A 20,580-nucleotide genomic window follows, 5' to 3' on the forward strand; every position below is an offset into this window, starting at 1 on the left:
AGACAAATGGATCGGTCATAAGAAAACAGAATACATTTGAATCATAATTTCATTGACCTGATTCAAATGAATCCTGCAAGATGCGCAGAGTGTATACAGCGTATTCAGGAGCAGGGTCCAGCATGAGCCACATCATCCACCGTAGTTTGCGTAGCACGCCCGCCGTGGCAGCGCGCGCACAAGGCGCGTACCTCTATGATACAAGCGGTAAACAGTATCTGGACGCCTGCGGCGGTGCTGCCGTTTCCTGTTTAGGACACGCACATCCCGATGTCCTGGCCGCGATGCATCGCCAGATCGATCAGTTGGCTTACGCGCATACCAGTTTTTTCACCAGCGACACGGTGGAACACCTTGCCGATCACCTGACGCGAAACGCGCCGGGCGATCTTAATTATGCCTATTTTGTCTCTGGCGGTTCAGAAGCCGTGGAGACAGCCCTCAAGCTGGCCCGTCAGTACGTTGTTGAAATCGGTCAGGCTTCACGCACGAAATTTATTGCCCGCAAGCAAAGCTATCATGGCAACACGCTGGGGGCGCTGGCCGTGGGCGGTAATGAATGGCGTCGCCGTCAGTTTGCACCGCTGCTTATCGACGTTATCCGTGTCTCCGCCTGTAATGAGTATCGCGATCGCCTTGCGGATGAAACCCAACAGCACTATACCGATCGCCTGCTCACCGAGCTGGAGCAGGCCATCATAGAAGCAGGGCCGGAAACCATAATCGGCTTTTGTGCGGAAACGGTGGTCGGCGCAACGACCGGCGCGACGCCGCCAACGCCTGGCTATCTGAAAGGCGTGCGCCGCCTGTGTGACAAATACGGCATTCTCTATATCGCTGATGAAGTGATGTGTGGCATGGGGCGTACCGGCACGCTGTATGCCTTTGAACAGGATGACGTGGTGCCCGATTTGGTGACCATCGCCAAAGGACTGGGCGGCGGTTATCAACCCATTGGCGCCGTGCTGGCGAGTGAGAAAATTGTGTCAGCGATCAAGGCCGGTAGCGGGCTGTTCCAGCACGGTCATACGTATATCTGTCACGCCACCGCCGCGTCGGCAGCGCTGGCGGTTCAGCAGGTGATTGAGCGGGATAATTTGCTGGACGCGGTGAAACAGCAAGGTGCTTATCTGCACAACGCACTGCGTGAGGTGCTGGGCGAGTTACCGCATGTCGGCGATACACGCGGCCGCGGTCTGTTTGCCGGTGTTGAGCTGGTCTCCGATAAAGCAGGTAAAACACCTTTTGATCCGGGCCTGAAACTCCATGCGGCCATCAAAGCAAACTGTATGGCACGCGGATTAATGGTCTATCCCATGGGCGGCACGGTGGACGGCCAGTATGGCGACCATATTCTACTCGCCCCGCCGTTTATCGTGACGACCGGCCAGCTTGATTTTGTGGTGGATACGCTGAATACCGTCATTCGTGAAGAGACAGCCAGATTATGATGAACCGTTTACCCCCGCTGAAAGCAGATGAGTGGGACGATGAGCAACGCGTACTGGCTGAAGAGATCATTAACGGTCCGCGCGGCGCACTGCTTCCCCCTTTTGAGCCGCTGTTACGCAGCCCGGAGCTGATGGCGCACGCACAACGCATGGGTGAATATCTCCGCTACCGCAGTGCGCTGGGACAGCGCTTATCTGAGCTGGCGATTTTGATGACGGCTCGGCACTGGTCGCAGCCCGTGGAATGGGCGATTCATGCGCCGATAGCCCGTGAAAAAGGGATTTCAGCGGCAGCCGTGCAGGCCATCAATGAAAAACGTCAGCCCACGGATTTACAGCCGGACGAGTGGGTCATTTACGATTTCTGCCAGCAGTTACATCAGCAGCAAAACGTCAGTGAGACCACCTGGCAGCAGGCCATCGGTTTATGGGGCGAAAAAGGGGTGGTCGATCTGATTGGCATTAACGGTTATTACAGTTTTCTTTCCATGGTCATGAACGGCGCGCAGACGCCGGTGCCCGATTCACGGGATCACATTATTCCTGCGTAAGCTTTGGATTAAATCAGGGCACGTCCTGACCTGCCCTGAATAATTAAATTTTTCCTTTTTTATATCCCGATGCACGCCATCGGGTGTCATTCACTGCACGCTATTACACTGACGCTGAGGGTTATTATGTCTGGATTATTCAATAAGTTAAAAGTTGCATTCGCGCTGATGGCCTGTTCCGCCACCTTTGCTGTGACGGCGCAGGATAAATTAGTGGTCGGGGTTGATACGGCATTTGTGCCTTTTGAATTTAAACAAGGCGATAAATACGTTGGCTTCGATATTGATTTATGGAATGCCATCGCCAAAAAAATGAATGTCAGCTATGAATTACGTCCGATGGACTTTGGCGGATTAATTCCCGGCCTGCAATCCCGCAATCTGGATGTTGCCATGGCGGGCATTACCATTACTGAACCCCGTAAGCAGGTCGTGGATTTTAGTGATGGCTACTACAATGCTGATTTATTGATTGCAGTAAAAAGCAGCAACACGTCAATCACCAAATTCAGCGATTTGGTGGGCAAAAAAGTCGGACTGAAGCAAGGCACTGCCGCCGCCAGCTTTATGAAAGGCAAATATAAGGCAGACTATGTTGAATTCCCCAACATCGATAATGCCTACCTCGATTTACAGGCCGGTAACCTGGATGCTGTCGTGCACGACTCCCCGAATGTCCTCTACTACGTTAAAACCGCAGGCGATGGCAAGATTAAAGCCGTTGGCGAGAATGACAGCATTCTGCCCCAGCAGTACGGCTTTGCCATGCAGAAAAACAGCAGCCTGACACCCAAAATCAATGCGGCCCTTAAGGCACTGCGTGCTGACGGTACCTACAACAAAATCTATGTGAAATGGTTTGCTAAACAACCGAAATAATCCCGCCAGGCCGGTGTACGCCGGCCTCGTTTCGTTCCATGGGTTGAATTATGAACTTTGAAAGTAAATATATTTGGGAATCGCTACCGATTCTTTTGCAGGGATTACAGCTGACGCTGATTATTTCACTGTCGGGGTTGTTGGGTGGTTTTATTATTGGATTACTGGCAGGCACCTGCCGTGCCTTGGGTGGCCGAATAGCAAAAACACTTTCGCTGATTTTTGTCGAAGTTATTCGCGGTACCCCGATCATGGTGCAGGTGATGTTTATTTATTTCGCGCTGCCCATGGTGTTGCCTATTCGTATTGATCCGGTCACGGCAGCCATCGTGACGATTGTGATCAACTCGGGCGCTTATATTGCTGAAATCACCCGCGGTGCCATTCTCTCTATTAATAAAGGCTTCAAGGAAGCAAGTCTGGCCATGGGCTTATCGCAACGGAGTACGCTGTGGCATGTCATCATGCCTTTGGCGCTGCGCCGTATGATCCCTGCGCTAGGTAATCAATGGATCATCAGCATTAAAGACACGTCGCTGTTTATTGTGATTGGCGTGGCCGAGTTAACGCGTCAGGGGCAGGAGATTATTGCCGGGAATTTCCGTGCACTTGAAGTGTGGACCGCCGTGGCGATGATTTATCTGGCCGTCACGTTGTGCCTGAGTTTTCTGCTTAAGCAACTGGAGAAAAGGATGCATATTCTATGAGCATCGTTGAATTTAACGCGGTATCCAAAAACTTTGGCACGACACAGGTCCTGCACGATATCAATTTAAAGATTGAAACCGGTGAAGTGGTGGTCATTATTGGCCCCTCAGGTTCCGGAAAATCCACGCTTCTGCGCTGTATTAATAAGCTTGAGGAGATCTCCACCGGGACGTTGCTGGTCGCCGGAAAACACATTACCGATCCCCATGCCGATGCGTGCGAAATTCGCCGCGAAGCCGGGATGGTGTTTCAGCAGTTTCATCTGTTCCCGCATCTGACGGCGCTGGAAAATGTAATGTTCGGACCGATTCGCGTGCGTAAGCAGAGCAAAGCCGCAGCACGTGAACAGGCGATGGCGTTGCTGGATCGTGTCGGGTTGCGCGAACGCGCCGATCACTACCCTTCTGAACTCTCAGGTGGTCAGCAGCAGCGCGTGGCGATTGCCCGGGCGCTGGCCGTGAAGCCGAAAATGATGCTGTTTGACGAACCTACCTCAGCACTGGACCCTGAACTGCGCCATGAAGTGTTGAAAGTCATGCGCTCTCTGGCCGAAGAAGGGATGACCATGGTCATTGTCACGCATGAGATTGGCTTTGCCCGTGATGTGGCCTCACGTTTGATCTTTATTGATAGTGGCACCATTGCCGAAGATGGCTCACCTGATATGCTGCTCAACGCCAGTAGCAACCCGCGTCTTAAAGAATTTTTGCAGCATGTCTCCTGAACAGAAGTGAATAAAAACGCGATGAAAGCACTCACAGTCCATGGTTCCGCTTTTGCAATCGGTCAACAGCTCGGTGAATTTGGCCGTGAGGCCTGGCACAGCAAACTCACCTTAACGGCGCTATGGCAAACCGTCACGGCGATGAAAGACGCTGAACAGACACAGGCTATGCGCCAGCTGGTTCAGCAGCAGTACCCACTTATCTGGCAGGAGCTGGAAGGCCTTGCAGAGGGTTTACAGGCTCCGGTTGATGAGGTCTTTGCATGGAACTGCCGGGGCGATCTGGTGCGCTCGACCTCTGATGGCTGTACCACGGTGGCGGGAACCAATGCGAAGGGTGAACGGATTATTGCCCACAACGAAGACGGTTTTCCGCAGCTACGGGATGACTGTGCGATGGTCACCGTCATCCCGGAACAGGGCCTGAGATTCACCAGCTTTGCCTATCCGGGTTCGATTTGCGGCCACACCTTTGCCGTGAATGAGAAAGGGATTGTCAACACGGTCAATAACATTCGCGCGGTGCATCGCCCGAAGGGCCTTCCCCGGCAGATACTGGCACGTGCGGCGCTGAATGCGGCAAGCCTGGATGAGGCAATCACTATCCTGACGGCGGCACCGCGTGCGGGTGCGTTTCACCATACCTTAGGGCAACGGGGCGACAGCCGCCTGTTTAGCGTGGAAGCGACCGGTTCCGGCTGTTCTGTCACACCATTGCGCGATGTCTTCGCCCATGCCAATCATCTGATTCATGCAAAACTCGCTACCACTGAACAGGTGATTACTGAGAGCTCCGGCTCACGCCAGCAGCGTTTAAACGAATGGCTGGAGACACAGGCACACCTTGATGGCCCGGCGGCAAAAGCCATCCTCTCGGATCAACATGACGCTGTCCTGCCCATTTATCGTCTGTCACCCGATGATCCGGATGAAGAGAACACGCTTGCGACGGCCGTGTTTATTCTGGATAACGAGAAAACGACCTTGCAGGTTTTTACGCTGGATCGGCACCATGCGGCGCGACAGTACTGGATTGAATGACAGGCTGCACCCCGGCTGGCAGCAGCGCGAGGTAATGCGAGGTCTGACGGCAGGCAAGGTGTGGCACTGGCGACTGAGCGTTTTTAGCAACGTCGATGGATCAATGTTGCCGCTGTATTCGCGCCATCAGCAGGCTGAACATCAAGGTGAGTAGAAGCCTGATGGAGTGAAACTGATGGCGGCGACAGATAGCGTTAACGCCAGGGATAGTCGGAGCCACCGCGCCGCCCCTGTTCGGCGCGGTGGCTGGTCACCTCTTCTCCGCACACCGCCAGAGCCTGTCAGAAAGGCGCATTGGCGATCGCGCCACAGTCAGCGGCCTTCCCGACCAAAAAGGGCCACAATCACGGCTTTTGTCAGGGCCGCACGCCGTGGGACAACATTGTCAGGTCTGTCTCTTCTCCGACACCGATGTCCGACGAGCGCGAGGCGCCTGTCGCGCTGAAAACCCACTATTATCAGCCAAGCACATCCTGCACGCAGGCTTTAAACACTTTCACCCCAAGCGCGAGCGCGTCGCGATCAAAATGCATCTCCGGATGATGCAGGCCGGGCGTCAGGTTAGCGCCCAGCCCCCAGAAGCCGCCTTTGATCTGCGGACGAAGACGCAAATAGTGGAAGAAATCTTCACTGCCCGGCGTTGATTTCGGCGCTGTGAGGCCGGTTTCGCCAAACACACGGCGAATACCTCGTGCGATCACCTCGGTTGCCTCGTCATGGATAATGGCGGCGGGCATCTCTTTCAGAACGCGGATGTCTGCGCGCGCGCCATACGCGGCGGCGCTGCTCTCAATTGCGCGCAGCACCTGCGGCTTGAGGACATCCATCGCTTCGTTTTCTGCCGCACGTAGATCCCAGCACACCTGCGCTTTATCCGGGATCGAATTGGTGACGCCCGCATCGCAGAGAAAACGCGTCGCTTTCGCGCTCCATGTCAGCGACGGTGCAAGATGAATGCCGTTCACCGCCTGCACCGCATGGGCAGCGGCATCCAGCGCATTGACGCCTAAGTGCGGGCGCGCAGCATGGGCCGCTTTGCCATGGAACATCACTTCAACGGTGGCGGACGCCGAGTAGTACATCGCTGGCACGGCCTGCCCCATCGGGCACTCCTCCAGCGGACGCAGGTGGAAGCCGAGCAACATATCGACATCATCCAACACGCCGCCTTCGGTAAGGGCAATTGCCCCGGTGCCCAACTCTTCGGCTGGCTGGAAGATAAACTTCAGCTTGCCGTTTTTCACCAGTCCCTCCGCCATCACCTCCTGGGCGGTAGTCAATACGACCGTGGAATGGCCGTCGTGCCCACAGGTGTGGCGCGCCACATGCTGACCATCAATGATATGCCCCAGCGCATCCATATCGGCGCGCAGCGCCAGCGTCGGACCAGGCTTACCGCTGTCCAGTACGGCAACAATACCGGTGGTGTTATTCACCTCGCGCGTAACCTGGTAGCCCGCCGCCGCCAGCACGTCCGCGATATAGGCGGATGTTTTGTACTCTTCGAACCCCAGTTCCGGGATTTGGTGCAGGTAATTAAAGTGCTCAAGTGTACGTGACACGTCTTACTCCTTAGTGCTCAGGCAATAACGCGCATAATCAGCATGGCGATTACGGCATTGAGAATGCTGACCGCCATCAGTAACGGCCAGTACTTCTTCGGCACATCGGCCACGCCCAGCAGGCGTCCCATGTACTGGAGTTGCGACCCCATCAAAAAGATGGCGGGCGCGAGAATGGTGATCTGCCCCACATCAAGTTGGCCTTTGCTCAGCAGGCTGACTGCCACGCCGGTTCCGGCAGAGGAAGAGAGCCAGGCGGTTAACAGCACGGTGATCGCTTCGCCCGGCAGGCCGAAAAGCCCCATCAGCGGTGCGCAAACGTGCCCAATAATCTGCATCACGCCCAGTAAATTGAGCATTTCGGCGATCACATAGGCCATTAATACATTCGGCATCAAATTGTTAATGGCGATATGAAAACCCTTGCGCGCGCCAATAACGAAAATATCAAACGGATTACTGGAGACTTTTGCTTGATTACTCATTGTCGAAATCTCGCTTATAAACAGTATTTAATGCCAGGCGAACCACGGCTGCGCCAACGAATTTAAGGACGAACATTAAAACCAGCGGAATAATGATCGGGATGGTTAAGGAGGCGAACATTGCCGATCCGATGGAAAAATAGTTATTAATCAACCCGGCCCCGGAATACTGCCATGACCCCATAATCACCACATCTTTGCGGGTGATCTTTTCGCTGTCATAGAGTTCTTTCGTTAATGCCGCACCGGCATCGGTACTTTGCAGATCGGTAATTAATGCCAGACCGGTGTAACCTGGAATGCCGAGCAGCGGTTTTAACAGCGGCGTGAGCAATTTATGCGCCGCACGGATCGCACCGTAATGGGTGAATATTTCCAGCAGGCCGAGCGCCAGCATTACCGTTGGCACCAGCGAGAGCGCAAAAAGAAAACCGGCTTTGGCGCTCAGGCCGCCGCTGCCGATAAAGGTGTTGGTTTCCGGCGTCTTCATCGTGCCGAACGCGCCGCCAAGCGTGGTGAAATCGAACGCGCCCAACCAGGCCATGCCATCCACTTTAAAAAAGAAACCGGAAAAGACCAGCAGCACAATGACCAGTGAAATCCACGCGCCAGGCCCCACTTTCCACTCCTCTGCTGCCTCTTTTTCTGGCTGCTTCAGTGTTTTTGATTCGCTCATATCATCTCTCTTAACATGTATAATGGAAAAGTCCTGATACTAAGCAGGATCCATGCCTGAATAGCCCAGCCGTAAAATAAACGCCTTTCACCAGGCTGATTTTTGCAATAAAACCCCTTCCCGAAAAATAGCGAGAAATTCAAGCGCATTAGCGGGAAAATTATTTCATTGTGCGTGTGTAAAAGCGCAATGAAATACGTTCTCCCCTTTTCTGGGCGCACTTTTGGTGCAGTGAGACTGATTTCCTTTTTCTTTTTTACTGACGCACCAAATTTGGCGGTTAATTTGATTATCACTATTTAAACGGCTTGATAAATAGCCATCAAGTGATGTTATTGTTGCTCTCAGGTCAACAGTAATGAGGGAATGCGGCAGATGTTCCAGGATAAACAGGTGGGTTACCTGTATGAAGTGGGTAACCAAGGCGGTATTCGCCGCGCGGCAGATATCCTTGGCGTTAACGCGTCGGTGGTCAGCCGCCAGATCGCCCAACTTGAACGTGCGCTACAGCTTCCCTTGCTGGAACGGCGCGGGCGTAATGTGGTATTGACCGAAGCGGGACGGCTGCTGGCGGAGGACTATTTTGCCAGCCGCCAGCGGCGCGAAAAGCTGGAGAGCCAGCTTAAAGATCTGCGCCATATGCGCGGCGGAACGCTTTCGGTGCGCATTGGCGGCGGACTGATCACCGCGTTTATCGAAGGAGTCATGCGCGAGTTTGCCCAGTCTTACCCGATGGTGTTTGTCGATATTGTGGTCGGCAGCATGCAGGAGATGATGAACGATATCGTCAGCGGCGAAGCCGATATGGCGCTCGCCTTTGGCCCGATTGGCACACCGGAACTGAAGCGCCACAGTTTCCAGTGGGGGCCGATTTGCGCCGTGGTCGCGCCACAGCATCCTATCGCCGGTCACGCCAGCATCACTATTGAAGAGTTGAACGCTCATCCGCTTATCGCTCTGACGGAGAACTTTGGCTTGCAGCGCCACATGAACGCCATGTTCAAAAGCCAGGGTTTGCAATTTCACCCGGCCTACCGATGCAACCTGTTCTCCACTGCCATGAACCTCAGCCAGGCGGGGCTCGGTGTCTCATTTATGACTGCCTATGCCGCCGCCGACCCCATTCGTCAGGGGACACTTGTCGCCGTCCCGCTCGACCACCCGATCGCCAGTAGCGCCCAGTGTCACCTGTTACGGAACTCGGACAGGCGCTTTACCCCAGCCGCCCATCATATGTGGCGACTTCTGCATAATGCGTTTCGTGACAGATAAAAATAGCGACTCCCGTAAGCGTTGAGCGGCGTGATTTTTTAAATGTCGTCATGCGGGATGGGTGAATCCTGAACCTGGCCTGTAACAGAGATGCGCTCACAAGGCACGGCATCGCCAGTGGTGTGAGCGTCGGGCCTGACAAAGACCGGGTGGCGGGCAACTTTCTGCTGAAGGTGGAGCAAAATGCCTGTGTGCATAATTTCAGCCTGTTAATGAATCGAGGCTTCGGCATCAGTATGACGGGCTTACATCAGTCAGAAGATCAAATTATCGGCATCACAACATGACACGGTCTGGCCCCTTTGTGACTTGCGCGACAGCGGCGGCTGACTCGCTCATTTTGAAAATGCGTTTAACGGAGAGTTGTGCGAGGGGCAGCTAAGAGGGTTAGAGTCGCGGTGAGCGAGGATCGGCCACTGGTTTAGTGCCGGAATGACATTTTTAATTGAACATTACCAAAAAGAACTATTTAGAAAAGCCAGAAAATAAACGCCGCTGCCCCAAAATTTCATTCGGGGAAATCCATTCTCATCAGTGCTTTACTGAACGGGCCGGACAGCGCTAGTGCAGAGTTCCTCCACGTAAAGAAGGAGTAACGCCTGGTTCGGTACAACATATAGCAACACTATCAAATGCAACCAAAACAGGATGAAGTGCCCGGCGCCGTTCAGCAGAGCTGGTGTTTAGCCGGACGACGGGAAAAGACAGTCAAAAAATGTCTGGCAGCGGCCTGTCCAATGTTGTTGCGGGTATTATTAAAGCACCGCAGGGAAACCGGAGCGTTCTACCCTGGTGTCGGCATTTCCGGCTCCCCCGCATTCTCTATAAACACTATCGGCAGCGGAGGGGACTTCTGCAATTAATAAAGGAAATAAACATTTCCTTTATCAGGATTAACCGGGGGAGTCGGTTTCGGTCTTATGCAGGTTCGTGGCCTGGCGAAGCAAAGTACATCTTTTAACGTCCGCTCCTTGTGCGAAGCGGACGTTCACTGTCTAAACATTATTCATACAACCCTGGCTCATCGTAGCTGTAATACCTAAATCACTCATACCAAACCTGAAGCATAAACATCACCATATAACTGTCACGCCAGCTTAGTTGCTTCTGTTTTCACGCTGAGACCAGGATCTTACTCAATCCGCACTGTTAAAATTCATAGGCGGAGCCAGCATGTGGATACCGGTTACTAATCAATATTCCACAGATAAGCTGGCGGAGAATAGCACCTGCTCCCGTTGATTACCCCTGAGCCTCGTTAAAATTGCGTCCTGTTCAGGCAAATTCCGGCACCATTTCCTCTACCAGCGCCACTGCCCGGATTGGCGAAGCCGATGCCCCTTTAATTCTGAGCGGCAATGCCATGAATATAAATTCGGAAGGCAAGGCTTGCAGGTTAGCCAGATTCTCAATGATCAGGCAATCAGAGCCGAGAACGGCAAGATGAGCCGGGTGTGCTTCATTACTATATCTGTCCAGCGACATGGCATCTGTACCGAAAACAGTCACGCCTTTTTTAATCAGATAATGCGCTCCTTCGCCTGATAAGCCCGGCCAGTTTTGCAAAAATGGCGCCTGGTTTGGACGACAGCGCCACTTCTGATCATAACCCGTCCGAAATATCACAATATCTTCTGCAATGATTATTCCTTTATCAGCTTCCCATGACTGGATCATTTCTACAGTGATGTCACTGTTCTCTGCCAGATGTGACATATCCAGGCAGCGTCCCCGTCCGGTGAGCTGGCGCACATCAACCTGCTCAATCGTTTTTCCACCTTGAATGAAATGAACAGGCGCATCCACATGAGTACCGCAATGATCGCCGAGACTGAGCTGACAGTTATAGTTGCCATCACCAGCAATGTAGTCTTCGGCACGGCTGCAGAAGAATTTTCCATGGGTTGGCCAGACTGGCATGAACTCTTCATAGAGATGGCTTAACTCAATAAGTTTATGTTGACGTAATAAAGTGATCAGATCGCCGGTCATATCAGGCCTTTTTTAACATTACGGTTTCTTTAATGAACCAAAGTGGAACACATGAGAGGAGTAATACCGCGACAATCACCAGATAGTGCACGGTGAAACCGTAGCTGTGAATAATCCAACCACTAATGGGCGCGACCAGAATACCGGCGATGCCAACCGCGATGCCGATCATCAATCCCATGCTGGACGCTGCAGCACGAGGAGATGAGTCGATAAGCAAAGCATAAGCCACCGGGTAAGGTGAGTTGCGGAACAGGCCCCAAAAGATAAGAATGGCCCAGCCAAGCGTTGCGGAATGGATGAACATGCATAGCGCCGCTGCCAGAACCCAGCCCGTAATAATGATGCCAAGCGAGCGTTTACGCCCTTTCACATCCGAGAAGCTGCCCCACAAAATCTGCCCAATCCAGCCAGTCAATCCGGATGCACCCGAGATGATTGCTGCGGTCGAGAGATCGAGTCCAACTTCACGCGTCAGTTGCAGCGTCAGAAAGTTAGCTATTCCCATCTCTGCCCATGTAAAACCAAAAATCAGCAGAATACTCAATTGGCAGTTACGGTTTTTCAGACAAGAAGCGGCATTAGCCCATACCGAACTCTTTTCAATGGTGTTCTGCAATGATTCCGTAACGGGCGGCGTCAGCTTGTTATCAACGATCCAGTCATTAACCTTCTGATGATTTTTACGTGTGCCAACGATTAACTGTGCTACCAAAATAACTAAGCCAATCAGTGGAATAAACAAAAATGCTTCACGCCAGGTCGCAAAAGCCAGAATGGCTGCGATCAGGATAGGACCAATAAATTGTCCCAGCGGAAATCCGGTATGATGTACCCCAATAGCAAATCCACGGTTCTCTTTCTGCCACCACTCTCCGAGCAGAGCAACGTTAATTGGTTCTGACCCCCCGGTCCCCATGCCCATGGTGACACGCAGAACCTGAAACGCTCCCAGCGTCTTACAAAAGGCAGTCGCCACTCCTGAGATAATTTCCACAAGCACCGTTACGCACCAGCTGTAGCAGCGCTTATGACCGGCACCTAACCAGTCTGAGAACATACCGAAAACCACAGCGCCAGCTAAAGTCCCAACAAAGCTAAGTGAGTTGAGCCAACCTGCCTGAACTTCGGTCAGGTTAAATGACTGCATAATTGCTGGAAGCAAAGTAGGAAGAATAATCCTGTCAATTGAGTTCATCAGGATCGCAAGCGTCGTAATGACCAGCATCCACCAAGAGAGAGGATGCGCTTTGGGTAGAAAACGATACAGCCCGCTGCGCGGACCGTGTTCACCGGCAGTTGCGGTCACTTTTGATGGTTGTTTTGTCTGTTCAGATGCGGGAGGTGTCATATCTGCTACCTTAGAAAATTATTTATAGTCAGTAACCTACCTGATGCTGTTGGCCAGACCAGGCCATGTTTTGTAGTTACTCTTGTTATGTTTAAAAGGAACGATCAGATCAAAATTTAAACACTTTGCTAACATAGCTATCACGATTACTACCATACAAGTAGCTGGCGATTGATACTCGACCTTGATCACGGTTAGTCAATGATTGAATGAAAAAAGCACAAAAGAGATCACATGAACGTACTAACTTGTCAGGTGATATATAACCAGGCTGTTCAGGTATTAACTTGAGTTTAAAGCCGCAAACTTCGAGTGTCCGCGCCTGGCACAAAGCGGACAGGCTGACTGAGATGACGGTCCGCTATGAGCGAGGAGCGGACGTGTCACTTATGATATGTATCCAACACCTTGAGCATAACTTTCCTGAGTAGCATAAAAAACGTGAAGTTAAGAAAGGTCTTTGCACATAAACACACTCAACGGATCTGCTGCATACGGGGGGAATGCATCGCATATTTCGTACCCGCACTTACGATAAAGTGCGATGGCCGGTTGCTGATTAATCCCCGTTTCAAGCCGTAATAAGCACGGAGTCTTCTCTGAAGCCATCGTCTCGATTGCGCTGATTATCCGCTCTCCGAGCTTCCTGCCCCGGTATTCCGGTCGAATATAAACCCGTTTAATCTCAGCTGAGCCATTTTCCTGGAATAGCAAAGCACCACAACCCGCAGGTGCGCCGCCTTCATCACGTACGATAACGCAGCGGAGCTGCTCGTCATTAACGGTTGAAAGATCAAGGCAGTGATTACTTTCTGCAGGATACAATTCCCTCTGAAAGGCATCGAGCTCGCTGACCAGCCACGCCAGGTCAGAATCACTTTTATCCACTTCTGAAATGCTGAACATTCACTATCCTCGATTTAGTTTTAACTGCTAAATCTACCATGCCTGTTTCACTTGGGACGGCTTTCAGTATTTAACAGAGAACCCGTTTGCGGCTTACGCTTTTGGCGCTAAGTGGACTGACGTCGGGCTTATGTTCGTTATGAGCGAGAAGCAGTCATTCGAACCCTGACACTTATACTTTGAAATGATTCAGGATAATTAGAGATCCTTTTTAAGAAATACACGGCTGGCGCCCTCAGGAAGACAAGGTATTTCACCAAACCGCTTCCAGCCATTTTTTTCATAGAACAGAGGTGCTTGGAATGTAATAGTATATAAAACTGCAGTTTTACATCCTCGGCTTCTTCCTTCATCCTCAACACGTTTAAGAATCTGACTTCCTAAGCCCTTACCTCTTACTTCAGAAGGAAGATAGACCAGGTCAACAAACAAAAGACCGAGATATGTACGACCAATCATTCCACCCAATACAACCCCATACTCATTTCGAACAATTACTGCAAGAGGTTTATTTTCGCTAAATCCAACAGCTTCGTCATTGTACTGGTTAAGTCCCGACTCAATCGGCAAGGCGAACTCAGGTGTAATTGTGTCAGAGACTTCTATGCTCAACGCGCTCATGGCGACACTCCTTTTTTCTATAAATATTTTATTTCATTACGGAACAACCCTACTAATGGCACTTAGATTAATGTGATCGTTATCAATATTGGGGAGAATGACTTGGATAAATACCTCAATGTCCGTTTGGAGCCAGGAGCAGACATACACTAGTGACTACTAAATATTTTCATAATTTTAAACATAACTTCCCTATCGACATCACTAAAAATATGAGCACAATTGAATAATCACAAAAATTAAACGCGTAATTATTGAAAGAATAGTTCACCCCCTATATTAACGAAACACGGTGCAATCCAGTCCCGTCAGTGGCTTATGCCCTGTAAAAGTTAGGGAAAAATAATAGCTAAAGTTCATATAGTTAAAGTTAACAGTCCAGCAGGATGGACACCAAACCCACATCACGCGGTGGAAGAAAAAATACGTCACGCGTTTTTTTTGAATGTGATACTCAGGAAGAGGCCATCGACTGGGCTGTTCTCTGTGGATTCACATATGAAATTCACCGCGAACGTAATAGAAAGCCAACGGATAAACACGGTCAGTTTCGCCGACAGTAACATAGAACACTCAAAAAAATCTCTTGAGATTTTTTTGTATCGTCTGATCACTCTGATCGAACACAAGTATCTCTTGGCCCCTCCCGCAGAGCCGCTCAGCGCGATCCTGCGACGGGATGGCCGTTTCCTACAGCTTACACGCTCCGAACCCTAGAAAACATTCTTAGTAATTTCGGCATGCTGCATGGCTATGCAGTGATATGTGTTCTCTGTATTAGCGCATGCATATGTTGGAGCGTCCACTTCTGGAACATAGCAGCCTGGTTAGGGGTTGTTGCTAACGATCTACCTTCTAACACAATGATTTATTGATTAATTTTAACTCAAGTAGTTTTTATTTATGGTTTCAATGTTAGTAAATAATTAATATTAGGAATGCTCCACAATCGTTACATTTACTTTCAATTTCGTAAGCTTTTGTCAATAAAGGGTTTATTAATAGTTTTATGGCTTAATTTGGGTTAAATCAGCATAAAAAAGATGATTTATTATCGTTATTCATATAAATATATTTACTGTGTACACATGCAGTACTTCGCGAAAAAGTAATTTAATTCATCATTTCAACTTATAAAGTGAGGTTTTAAATGGAACGTATCGTAGAAGTAGCATCTGATAAAATTTCAGAAATCCGTGGTTATATGGCAAACAGCGGGCAGGACTGCGCCAGTGGTACCTGTGACTGCGGTGGAGGTGGCTTTGGCAACTCCATCAGTGCAGAGGATTTCCTCATCAAGGAACTGGAAGAAGTTTCAGCAGAATTCTTCAGCTGAGTGATGGCACAATAAGTGGCACTCTATGCAGTGCCACTTTTCGTTTGAGGGATTCTCAGATGAAATATCATGTCACAGAACCATATAGAGCATATTTGTATTTTCCTCATCTTGAAAATTTTCAATTAAAAATAAATGAGCTTTTATCAGCGTACAATATCACACACATTGATTATAGCGCAGTTCTGACTTACATCGGTGAAACGCTAGATCAGATTTATTTACCAGATTTTGTTATTTCCTTCGATATCTGGCTGAGTTTGCAGCCTGACTCAGTAACTGACCGCTATACGCATTACTTCAAAAACAGTGATGGAAGCTGGCGTTCGTCAATCTCAAAACAAAATGCACACATTGAGAAACTCGCTGCGCATATCTGCGCAAGTACTCTTGGAAACTTGTCCCTTTTTCTTGAACGTCTTAATGCTGATTTCAACCTACTTCAGCAAACGTTCGGTATTCCGGCGCTTACCTTTGCCAGTGCAATCGAGATTCTTGGCGGAGACCGTCATGAAAATGGGCAGCAGCCGATTCTTTTAACTCTGGATGATCAACGTGTCATATATAAGCCAAGAGACTCGTGTATAGAGTCAGTACTCAATGAGATTTGTGAGATTATCGGCATGAAAAGAGTCTGCCCTGAGACTCTGAGCAGGAACACACATTTGTGGCAGAGTTACATAGATAATCGTCCTCTTTCATCTCCGGGTGAAGCCCGGGATGTTTACCGCCAGTATGGAAATATCCTGGCATTAGTCGATCTGCTAAATATCAATGACTGTCATTTCGACAATTTTATAGTGGATCAAAATCGTGTTTTCCTAATAGATGCAGAAACCAGTTTTCAGTATTACTTTGAGGATAACCCTGATCTTGAACGTTCGGTATATCAGAGTGGGTTGCTTCAGAGTCAGGAGGTAGTAATTAACGGCATCGGACATACATCGGCTTTGACGGCGGCGACCAACATATTTCAGTCTTATACACATCCGCATGCCCTTAATGACGCCAGTGAACGTATTCAGGTACGCTATGAACACGGTTTTATAAAAAAAACTCAAAACTATCCTCACTTTGATGGGAAGCCTGTCCAGTCCCTGCAATATGTCCCGGATGTTATCCTGGGATATGAAGAGTCATATGAAAAAATCAAAAAAAAGTCAGATGATATTCTTGCATGTCTTACGATACATGATGAAATTAAACCCCGATATTTAATCAGGACGACAGCCTATTATATGCTGGTGATCAATAAGATCATACATCCTGATATAAGCCGCACCATTGATACTGCTTTCCCGTCACTTGTTAATGAGTATCTTCTTTATGAAAGTGCGCATCCGCGCTTTAAGTCAGTTGTTCCTTATGAAGCACAAAGCCTTAAAAACTTTGATATTCCGATATTTTACATTCGTTGTAATTCCAAGTCTTTATTCGATTCTAATGGTGAAGTTATTAAAAACTTTCTGACTCAGCCTCCACTTGAGCAGATTAAGTCCAATTTTCTTCGGCCTGCCTCTTATCTCATCAGGCAGCGTGAACTTATCGTCAGGAGCATGCATGCCCATCTCGGCACACGATAATCGCAGGATTACTTTCCTTGGGCAGAACAGCCATGGTTCTGATGAAGCCTGGCTGATGAGGCAGACATATATAAACTTAATGTCGCAGCGTGGGCCTGTGGCAGTCGTTGTTGAATGTCCAACTATTGACCTCATTTTGTTTGCACTGAAGCGACATTCTCTTAGCAGTACTGCAATGGCGAAGTTCCTTGCATCATCCACATACTGGTGGATGAGATCTTTTGAATTCAGGATGTTGCTGATGAATCTTCCTCCAGATGCAGATATTTTCGGCATTGATATGCCGCTTACAACAACGCTGCAAAGGAGTTATCTTTCCGCGCTGAATATGCTCCACAATCCTGTCGGATCGGTTTTATCTGAGTTGCTGAAATTTGATGCGATTAACGATGAGGTCTTAAGCAGCGCCACGCCAGAACAACGGGAGAAAACCATGGCAGATAAGCTTTGCGTCATTCTCCGGAATAATTATCCGGAAGTCATTGTCATCTGCCATAACTTTCATGCGAGCCGCTATTCCTGGTTATCATACCCCTCTTTGTGTCAGAGGATAATCGGGCTGAATCAGTTCAATTTATCTGTTAAATCCCTAAGTGTTTTTTCTCAGGACATGAAATTTATTGCCACACCCGATGGAAAAACACTCAACTCATATCAAATAAGCAACGCGTGCATGCACAGAGGCGAATATTACCGAGTAAAAATGATCTCATCTTACTACCGTAATGAGAAACAGGATGCCTTGTTAATGAATATACGGACCTCTCTACATTTTGATGAAATTATTGTGTACCCCTCAGGCAACCCCATTACAGTGGAGAATTATCATGTATAAGATGAAAGATAAGATACTACTGGTAGTATATTCGGTCTCTCTGCTGCTGCGTTCCTCACCGAAGCTTTCTTTCCTTTTTATTGTTTTAATCACACTTCAGGGGCTCCTGCCGACGCTGAGTGTGATGACAAGTATCCATCTTGGGAACGTCATCAGCAGTGATGCTCATAACGGTCTCACAACCATTGCCGTATTGTGGGCGCTGACTTTCGTTATCCCTGGGATCCTCGCGCCGATTATCAGCACTCTGCAGAGTATCCTTAATTCCAAAGCTACCTTTTTGACACAAAGAAAAATAATGGAGGCGGCCTGCCGTATTGATGATTTGATGCTGATTGAATCTCCTGAACTTCATGACGATCTGGAGGTACTTTCCCGTGAAGCGGCGCACCGCCCACTTAACCTGCTGGTCAATCTGATCGATATATTCAGAGGAACCCTGACGCTACTCAGCCTGTCATTGGTTCTGGCTTCAGTAGTATGGTGGCTGCCGCTGGCGTTCTTGCTCCCGCTCATTCCCGTGACCTTCGCTGTAGCGTATTCGCAGATAGATATCTTCAAAGCGATGCTCGGGAAAGGGATACCTGCGAGGAGGATAAAATACTTTCTATCCGTTTTGCTGGACGTGAAACTTGCAAAAGAAATCCGGCTCTTTAACCTCTCCGGTTTTTTCCTTGATAAACATCAACAAGCTTTCAATGAGCTTGAAGACGAACTCAATAAGGTACGAAAGAAACAGTTGATGCGTCCACAGCCCTGGAATCTGCTTTATCTGTTGTGTGCGCTGAGTATGATGTTCTGGTTTGTAAATTACCTTTCAACCGGGAAAATCTCAGTAGGAGGGTTGCTGGGGACTATCCAGTCCATTTCCTTCTTTGGTCTGTCCTGTCAGTGGATGGTGTACTCTTTTGCTAATGTGGGTGTCTGTTTTGGTTTTTTTGCACGGCTGAAGTCTCTTGAGGCCGCAGCTGACGAACCTCAGCAAGGCGCAGAGGAAGAATGGCTGGAGCCGATAAATGAAATTCGGTTTGAAGAAGTGTCATTTGCATATCAGCCAGACAATTTCGTACTGAGAAATATTAACCTGACTCTTCACGCTGGCGACCACCTCGCTATAGTGGGTGAAAACGGAGCGGGTAAAAGCACGTTGATAAAATTGCTTTGCAGACTTTATAACCCCACCTCAGGGCGCATCACCTGCAACGGCAAAGACATCGCCGGAATTGATATTCAGCAGTGGCGCCGCCGCCTCAGTGCTGTATTTCAGGATTTTGGACACTATAACCTCAGCATAAAAGAAAATGTCACCTTCACTGATGTTAACACTCCGGAAACAGAACGGGATTTTCAAGATGCCTGCACAAGAGCCTGTTTTTTACTTGATACGGGGACAACACCAGACACCCTGATAGGTAAGGAATATGCCGGTACTGAACTTTCGGGCGGCCAGTGGCAGCGTCTGGCTCTCGCCCGTGCACTGTATTCCCCCGGAGAGTTGGTTATTTTGGACGAACCCACGAGCGCGATGGATCCTCGTGTTGAAGCAGAAATATTCCGTCAGTTCTCTTACCTGGTTCAGGGAAAAACAGCTGTTATGGTCACCCATCGTCTTGGCGTGGTGAAGCATGCCAGTTTCCTTATTGTTCTCAGAAAAGGTGAGGTCGTCGAACGGGGAACACCGGCAGAACTGGAACAAGCACAAGGAGAATATTACTCTCTGCTGACGTTGCAACGGGAACAATATCAGTTCGGAGAAGATAAAAATGATGAAGTTGCCTGACACCATGCGCTGGCTCGCCGGTATCAGAAGCATCCTGATTCTGATGTGCATGTTCTGGGTGGTGCCGGGACAGGCAAGAGAGTATGTCGCCGATAAGGATTATTTCGAGCTGCCTGATACTGTTCCAGGCGTACCTGATGTATTGAGCTATTTTTCTTTCAACTGTCCGCACTGCTATTATTTCGAAATGAAATCCAATATATACCATTTTATTGTTGATTCACTGCCTTACGGTACGACCTTTGAACATTACCATGCATCAAGAATTGGCACTTTGGGCCGTGATTTGACCCGGGCCTGGGCCGTAGCAATTTATCTACATAAACAGGTTGAAATGACACCTGTTCTGTTCAGGGCAATGCAGCAGTCACATGCTGTACACAGTGAAACTGACCTTCAGAAATTATTTACTGGTCAGGGTGTTTCTGCTTATAAAATAAAAACACTCTGGAATTCTCCAGAAATCACTGCCTCTGTAAACCGCCAAGACATGCTGGCTGCCCAACTGGGCTTAAGATTCGTACCAGCCTTTTTCGTGAGGGGAAAATATCTGGTGAATAATATGGCGCTCGACACTTCCACAGATGCGAGTTTCGAAAAAGACTATGCTGGAGTTATCCGGTATCTGCTTAATAAAAAGCCAAGTGTCACCGAAAAAAAACTGATGAGCAATAAATAAAGATAACGGGAACTGGCCGAGCTTTGCAGACGATGTGCGCCAAAAAAAATATTTTACCGTATTCGTGACAATTATCTTTGGAGTAATGCCTATGGTAAATAACTTAAGCCTTTTTAGTCATATCTGACTTAATTGAGGCTATTTAGCT

21 protein-coding genes are annotated in these 20,580 nt (G+C 49.2%); 13 read left to right on the plus strand and 8 right to left on the minus strand.

The window, feature by feature from the left end; all coding sequences use genetic code 11:
- The first annotated feature begins 122 nt into the window (after nt 1-122).
- From NR177_RS20555 to NR177_RS20585, 7 genes are all read left to right on the plus strand, one after another.
- Nucleotides 123-1,451, plus strand: coding sequence for an aspartate aminotransferase family protein (locus NR177_RS20555; RefSeq protein WP_256853511.1), 1,329 nt, complete (start codon nt 123-125; stop codon nt 1,449-1,451).
- Nucleotides 1,451-2,002, plus strand: coding sequence for a carboxymuconolactone decarboxylase family protein (locus NR177_RS20560; RefSeq protein WP_063879227.1), 552 nt, complete (start codon nt 1,451-1,453; stop codon nt 2,000-2,002). Before NR177_RS20555 ends, NR177_RS20560 begins: the two co-directional genes overlap by 1 nt.
- A gap of 126 nt (nt 2,003-2,128) precedes the next feature.
- Nucleotides 2,129-2,881, plus strand: a complete 753-nt coding sequence (gene glnH, locus NR177_RS20565; RefSeq protein WP_063879226.1) for a glutamine ABC transporter substrate-binding protein GlnH — start codon at nt 2,129-2,131, stop codon at nt 2,879-2,881.
- 50 nt (nt 2,882-2,931) lie between these two features.
- A complete protein-coding gene (glnP, locus tag NR177_RS20570) occupies nt 2,932-3,588 on the plus strand; it encodes a glutamine ABC transporter permease GlnP (RefSeq protein WP_063879225.1) in 657 nt (218 codons plus the stop codon).
- Between the two features lie 2 nt (nt 3,589-3,590).
- Nucleotides 3,591-4,313, plus strand: coding sequence for a glutamine ABC transporter ATP-binding protein GlnQ (gene glnQ, locus NR177_RS20575; protein ID WP_256853533.1), 723 nt, complete (start codon nt 3,591-3,593; stop codon nt 4,311-4,313).
- Between the two features lie 21 nt (nt 4,314-4,334).
- Complete coding sequence (locus NR177_RS20580; protein ID WP_256853512.1) at nt 4,335-5,354, plus strand: C45 family peptidase; 1,020 nt, start codon at nt 4,335-4,337, stop codon at nt 5,352-5,354.
- Nucleotides 5,326-5,508, plus strand: coding sequence for a hypothetical protein (locus NR177_RS20585; protein ID WP_256853513.1), 183 nt, complete (start codon nt 5,326-5,328; stop codon nt 5,506-5,508). Before NR177_RS20580 ends, NR177_RS20585 begins: the two co-directional genes overlap by 29 nt.
- A 304-nt stretch (nt 5,509-5,812) precedes the next feature.
- Here the strand turns inward: NR177_RS20585 and NR177_RS20590 are convergent, their stop codons facing one another.
- From NR177_RS20590 to NR177_RS20600, 3 genes are read right to left on the minus strand one after another with little or no spacing between them, the layout of a single operon-like run.
- Nucleotides 5,813-6,916 (minus strand): M20 peptidase aminoacylase family protein, encoded by a 1,104-nt coding sequence (locus NR177_RS20590; protein WP_256853514.1) that lies wholly within the window; start codon nt 6,914-6,916, stop codon nt 5,813-5,815.
- 17 nt (nt 6,917-6,933) lie between these two features.
- A complete protein-coding gene (locus NR177_RS20595) occupies nt 6,934-7,401 on the minus strand; it encodes a YjiG family protein (protein WP_063879222.1) in 468 nt (155 codons plus the stop codon).
- Complete coding sequence (locus tag NR177_RS20600; RefSeq protein ID WP_063879221.1) at nt 7,394-8,077, minus strand: nucleoside recognition domain-containing protein; 684 nt, start codon at nt 8,075-8,077, stop codon at nt 7,394-7,396. The genes NR177_RS20595 and NR177_RS20600 overlap by 8 nt, the downstream gene beginning before the upstream one ends.
- 375 nt (nt 8,078-8,452) lie before the next feature.
- Between NR177_RS20600 and NR177_RS20605 the strand changes: the two genes are divergently transcribed.
- A complete protein-coding gene (locus tag NR177_RS20605; protein ID WP_063879219.1) occupies nt 8,453-9,349 on the plus strand; it encodes a LysR substrate-binding domain-containing protein in 897 nt (298 codons plus the stop codon).
- Between the two features lie 38 nt (nt 9,350-9,387).
- Here NR177_RS20605 and NR177_RS20610 read toward each other — a convergent pair whose 3' ends face one another.
- From NR177_RS20610 to NR177_RS20630, 5 genes are all read right to left on the minus strand, one after another.
- The gene (locus NR177_RS20610; RefSeq protein ID WP_256853515.1) at nt 9,388-9,546 is read right to left on the minus strand and encodes a hypothetical protein; all 159 of its coding nucleotides are present in this window, start codon (nt 9,544-9,546) and stop codon (nt 9,388-9,390) included.
- 1,078 nt (nt 9,547-10,624) lie between these two features.
- Entirely contained in the window at nt 10,625-11,341 is a 717-nt protein-coding gene (locus tag NR177_RS20615) for a cyclase family protein (RefSeq protein ID WP_256853516.1), read from the minus strand.
- 1 nt (nt 11,342) lies between these two features.
- On the minus strand, nt 11,343-12,692 hold the full coding sequence (locus NR177_RS20620) for an MFS transporter (RefSeq protein ID WP_256853517.1): 1,350 nt from the start codon (nt 12,690-12,692) through the stop codon (nt 11,343-11,345).
- A 447-nt stretch (nt 12,693-13,139) separates the two neighbouring features.
- Nucleotides 13,140-13,598 carry a GNAT family N-acetyltransferase gene (locus NR177_RS20625; RefSeq protein ID WP_096012422.1) on the minus strand — a complete coding sequence of 153 codons (459 nt, stop codon included), beginning with the start codon at nt 13,596-13,598 and terminating at the stop codon, nt 13,140-13,142.
- Nucleotides 13,599-13,796: 198 nt separating this feature from the next.
- The gene (locus tag NR177_RS20630; protein ID WP_241536697.1) at nt 13,797-14,219 is read right to left on the minus strand and encodes a GNAT family N-acetyltransferase; all 423 of its coding nucleotides are present in this window, start codon (nt 14,217-14,219) and stop codon (nt 13,797-13,799) included.
- A 1,150-nt stretch (nt 14,220-15,369) separates the two neighbouring features.
- Between NR177_RS20630 and NR177_RS20635 the strand changes: the two genes are divergently transcribed.
- Genes NR177_RS20635 through NR177_RS20655 form a run of 5 tightly spaced genes read left to right on the plus strand, consistent with a single transcriptional unit; the run spans nt 15,370 to nt 20,432 of the window.
- Nucleotides 15,370-15,555 carry a hypothetical protein gene (locus NR177_RS20635; RefSeq protein WP_241536698.1) on the plus strand — a complete coding sequence of 62 codons (186 nt, stop codon included), beginning with the start codon at nt 15,370-15,372 and terminating at the stop codon, nt 15,553-15,555.
- A 59-nt stretch (nt 15,556-15,614) separates the two neighbouring features.
- Complete coding sequence (locus tag NR177_RS20640; RefSeq protein ID WP_256853518.1) at nt 15,615-17,138, plus strand: type 2 lanthipeptide synthetase LanM; 1,524 nt, start codon at nt 15,615-15,617, stop codon at nt 17,136-17,138.
- Nucleotides 17,116-17,973, plus strand: a complete 858-nt coding sequence (locus NR177_RS20645) for a hypothetical protein (RefSeq protein ID WP_241536700.1) — start codon at nt 17,116-17,118, stop codon at nt 17,971-17,973. Before NR177_RS20640 ends, NR177_RS20645 begins: the two co-directional genes overlap by 23 nt.
- A complete protein-coding gene (locus NR177_RS20650; protein WP_256853519.1) occupies nt 17,966-19,753 on the plus strand; it encodes an ABC transporter ATP-binding protein in 1,788 nt (595 codons plus the stop codon). The genes NR177_RS20645 and NR177_RS20650 overlap by 8 nt, the downstream gene beginning before the upstream one ends.
- Nucleotides 19,737-20,432: a DsbA family protein gene (locus tag NR177_RS20655; RefSeq protein WP_241536702.1), complete on the plus strand. Its 696-nt coding sequence runs from the start codon at nt 19,737-19,739 to the stop codon at nt 20,430-20,432. The genes NR177_RS20650 and NR177_RS20655 overlap by 17 nt, the downstream gene beginning before the upstream one ends.
- Nucleotides 20,433-20,580 lie beyond the last annotated feature (148 nt).

The organism is Pantoea sp. Fr+CA_20 (assembly GCF_024520835.1).
Classification (GTDB): domain Bacteria; phylum Pseudomonadota; class Gammaproteobacteria; order Enterobacterales; family Enterobacteriaceae; genus Pantoea; species Pantoea allii.

Coding starts and splice junctions, on each gene's coding strand:
- NR177_RS20585 (WP_256853513.1), top strand. CDS start 5,326: ATGCGGCGCGACAGTACTGGATTGAATGACAGGCTGCACCCCGGCTGG.
- glnP (WP_063879225.1), top strand. CDS start 2,932: ATGAACTTTGAAAGTAAATATATTTGGGAATCGCTACCGATTCTTTTG.
- NR177_RS20615 (WP_256853516.1), bottom strand. CDS start 11,341: ATGACCGGCGATCTGATCACTTTATTACGTCAACATAAACTTATTGAG.
- NR177_RS20620 (WP_256853517.1), bottom strand. CDS start 12,692: ATGACACCTCCCGCATCTGAACAGACAAAACAACCATCAAAAGTGACC.
- NR177_RS20625 (WP_096012422.1), bottom strand. CDS start 13,598: ATGTTCAGCATTTCAGAAGTGGATAAAAGTGATTCTGACCTGGCGTGG.
- NR177_RS20650 (WP_256853519.1), top strand. CDS start 17,966: ATGTATAAGATGAAAGATAAGATACTACTGGTAGTATATTCGGTCTCT.
- glnH (WP_063879226.1), top strand. CDS start 2,129: ATGTCTGGATTATTCAATAAGTTAAAAGTTGCATTCGCGCTGATGGCC.
- NR177_RS20630 (WP_241536697.1), bottom strand. CDS start 14,219: ATGAGCGCGTTGAGCATAGAAGTCTCTGACACAATTACACCTGAGTTC.
- NR177_RS20605 (WP_063879219.1), top strand. CDS start 8,453: ATGTTCCAGGATAAACAGGTGGGTTACCTGTATGAAGTGGGTAACCAA.
- NR177_RS20600 (WP_063879221.1), bottom strand. CDS start 8,077: ATGAGCGAATCAAAAACACTGAAGCAGCCAGAAAAAGAGGCAGCAGAG.
- NR177_RS20595 (WP_063879222.1), bottom strand. CDS start 7,401: ATGAGTAATCAAGCAAAAGTCTCCAGTAATCCGTTTGATATTTTCGTT.
- NR177_RS20640 (WP_256853518.1), top strand. CDS start 15,615: ATGAAATATCATGTCACAGAACCATATAGAGCATATTTGTATTTTCCT.
- NR177_RS20655 (WP_241536702.1), top strand. CDS start 19,737: ATGATGAAGTTGCCTGACACCATGCGCTGGCTCGCCGGTATCAGAAGC.
- NR177_RS20580 (WP_256853512.1), top strand. CDS start 4,335: ATGAAAGCACTCACAGTCCATGGTTCCGCTTTTGCAATCGGTCAACAG.
- NR177_RS20560 (WP_063879227.1), top strand. CDS start 1,451: ATGAACCGTTTACCCCCGCTGAAAGCAGATGAGTGGGACGATGAGCAA.
- NR177_RS20610 (WP_256853515.1), bottom strand. CDS start 9,546: ATGCACACAGGCATTTTGCTCCACCTTCAGCAGAAAGTTGCCCGCCAC.
- NR177_RS20635 (WP_241536698.1), top strand. CDS start 15,370: ATGGAACGTATCGTAGAAGTAGCATCTGATAAAATTTCAGAAATCCGT.
- NR177_RS20555 (WP_256853511.1), top strand. CDS start 123: ATGAGCCACATCATCCACCGTAGTTTGCGTAGCACGCCCGCCGTGGCA.
- NR177_RS20645 (WP_241536700.1), top strand. CDS start 17,116: ATGCCCATCTCGGCACACGATAATCGCAGGATTACTTTCCTTGGGCAG.